This is a genomic window from Nostoc sp. CHAB 5836, assembly GCF_020829445.1.
GTDB lineage: Bacteria > Cyanobacteriota > Cyanobacteriia > Cyanobacteriales > Nostocaceae > Nostoc.
This window is the reverse complement of the sequence record NZ_JAIVFV010000372.1, coordinates 1-2,232: the sequence shown is the minus strand read 5'-3', so window position 1 is coordinate 2,232 and position 2,232 is coordinate 1. Positions and strand designations below refer to the sequence as shown.

Sequence of the window (2,232 nt, the reverse complement as noted above, 5' to 3'; positions counted from 1 at the left end):
TGCATCTAGAATCAAAATCTCATCCTTGAGAGAGGCAGTAAACTAGCAGCTAGCTGCGATCATTGGGCTGGAGTGGATTTGGGATAATGATTCCTTAAATATGAACATCGGTTTGGTTCCACCTCAGTCTATGAATTGAAGCCAGAAAAAACGGAGGACAAAAGACATTATGAAATTTTCGGGTTATATTGCAAAAAATGGCTGGATTGATTTAAATCTAAAATCTTCGTAATTGCTATGAATCGTATTCTTGCAGCATCAGAACATTTGATGTGGTTGTCATACAAGAACAGCCCGGAAAATGTTACCTTGTCGGCGACCATTAAAGGGTCATTTAGCGTTGATTTATTAACTGAAGCTCTGGCTTGGCTAAAACTAAGGCATTCTCGGTTAAAAGTAAAAATAGTCGCTCTTCATCAAAATCAGCCACAATTTTCTTTAGAAAACGTTCCACCTATTCCACTGCGAGTAATCTCCCGACAAGGAGAAGAACATTGGTGTCGGGAGATGGTAGAAGAATTACGTCAGCCTTTGAGTTGGAGCGAGGAACCTCTGCTGCGCGTATTGTTGCTGCACTCACCTGATGTTTCTAACCTAATAATTACTTTTCATCATTGCATTGGTGATGGTTTATCAGGAGCTTGTCTGATCCGAGATATTTTGCAATTTATTGGTGAACCAGACAACCCTCGTGAGCTTTTACCAGACTTGCCTCCTGTTGATGAAATTATCCCTGATATTACAAAAAATTGGGTTGAAGAAGATTTAAATAATTCGAGAGAAGCGGAGTCTGTATTAACAGCAAATTATCGAAATAATGGGGGAATAAATACTTCAGAAAAATTTCCAATTCGCCTGTTTCATTGGACGCTATCTTCTCCGGAAACTACCAAGCTTGTAGCTCGTTGTCGAGAAGAAAAAACTTCGGTTCACGGTGCTTTATGTGCTGCATTTTTTTTAGCGATCGCTGCTGAAATAAAATCTGATAACGAGATTATTCTTAGGTGTCATACACCAGTAAATATCCGCAACTATTTGACAATTCATGTTGGCGAAAATCTGGGAGAATACATTACTCGACCAGTGACCGCTCATCGATTAAGCCAGAAGACCGATTTTTGGGATTTAGCGCGTGAAGTTAAATATAAGCTCAATCAAGTGGTAGCAGACGGAAAGTTATTTGACGATGTACTAAAAGCAAGAGCCTTATTATCTAGTAACTCTAACAAAGGTGGGGAAACTTCAGATGCTAGAGATATAGGGGGAATGGATATTGCAATTACTAATCTGGGGAATTTAAATATTAAACAGCAGTTTGGAAAATTACAGCTACAGGAACTTTATTTGATGGCTACGGGGCCAAAATCTTTACCACTTTTAATAGGTGTAGCAACACTTCAAGAGAATATGTGTTTTATTTGTCGTTACCAAGAGTCTCTTGTGCCTGGTGCAAACGCCTACAACATAAAAAACACAGCTATGGAACAATTACTTATAGCGCTTGCAGAGGTTGGGTAGCGAGTAGCACTCGCAGCTCTCAAAAAAAAGCCTTGACAGTAAAACTAAGCGAGGACAGATTAAGTCCATCGGAAGGTAGGCTGTTGATTAAAATGTGATCGCACTTAAACCAAAAAACCCAGTTACGATGGCTGGGCTTTGGATCAGGGCAAACGCATCTTGTCAATAAGAGTAGTCTATCGCCCGTGAGTAGCATTGGAACAGGAATGTACATTAAGCCCAAGATGCATACTGTACCTGAATTTGAGCCGCCGTCTTCAAAGATATCTATTCTTGTGATAACAATTTTTATCACAGGAAAAATAGCCTTAAAGCCCGAATAACCGATGAGAATGAGACATTGAAACAGGGAACAGGGAATAGGGAATAGGGAACTCTTACTGCGTATGGTGGGGGCTTTAGACCCCCACCAACGCGTTCCACTAATTGGAATGTGCCATTCCAATTAGTGAGGGACTCAGACCCCCGGATTTTATCTAGAAGGCAACAGGAAACAGGTCGTTCCTCCCTGTTCCCTGTTGCCTGTTCCCTGTTGCCTTCTTGTTGAAAAAGGTAGAAATTTTATTGTTATCACAGGAATCAGTCGTTAAGGATATTGATGAAAAAATAGCCTAAATTATAAAACGCCCAAACCCTTGCTATTAACGGTCGGTTCGCTCATTTCATAAATAGAATAGCCAAAGGGAGCAATGCGATGCAAGTTAGACGGCAGCG

General features: G+C 40.5%; 1 protein-coding gene. It reads left to right on the top strand.

Annotated elements, in window-relative coordinates; translation table 11 throughout:
* Positions 1 to 237: 237 nt before the first annotated feature.
* A complete protein-coding gene (locus tag LC605_RS32560) occupies positions 238 to 1,518 on the top strand; it encodes a condensation domain-containing protein (protein WP_229551486.1) in 1,281 nt (426 codons plus the stop codon).
* Positions 1,519 to 2,232 lie beyond the last annotated feature (714 nt).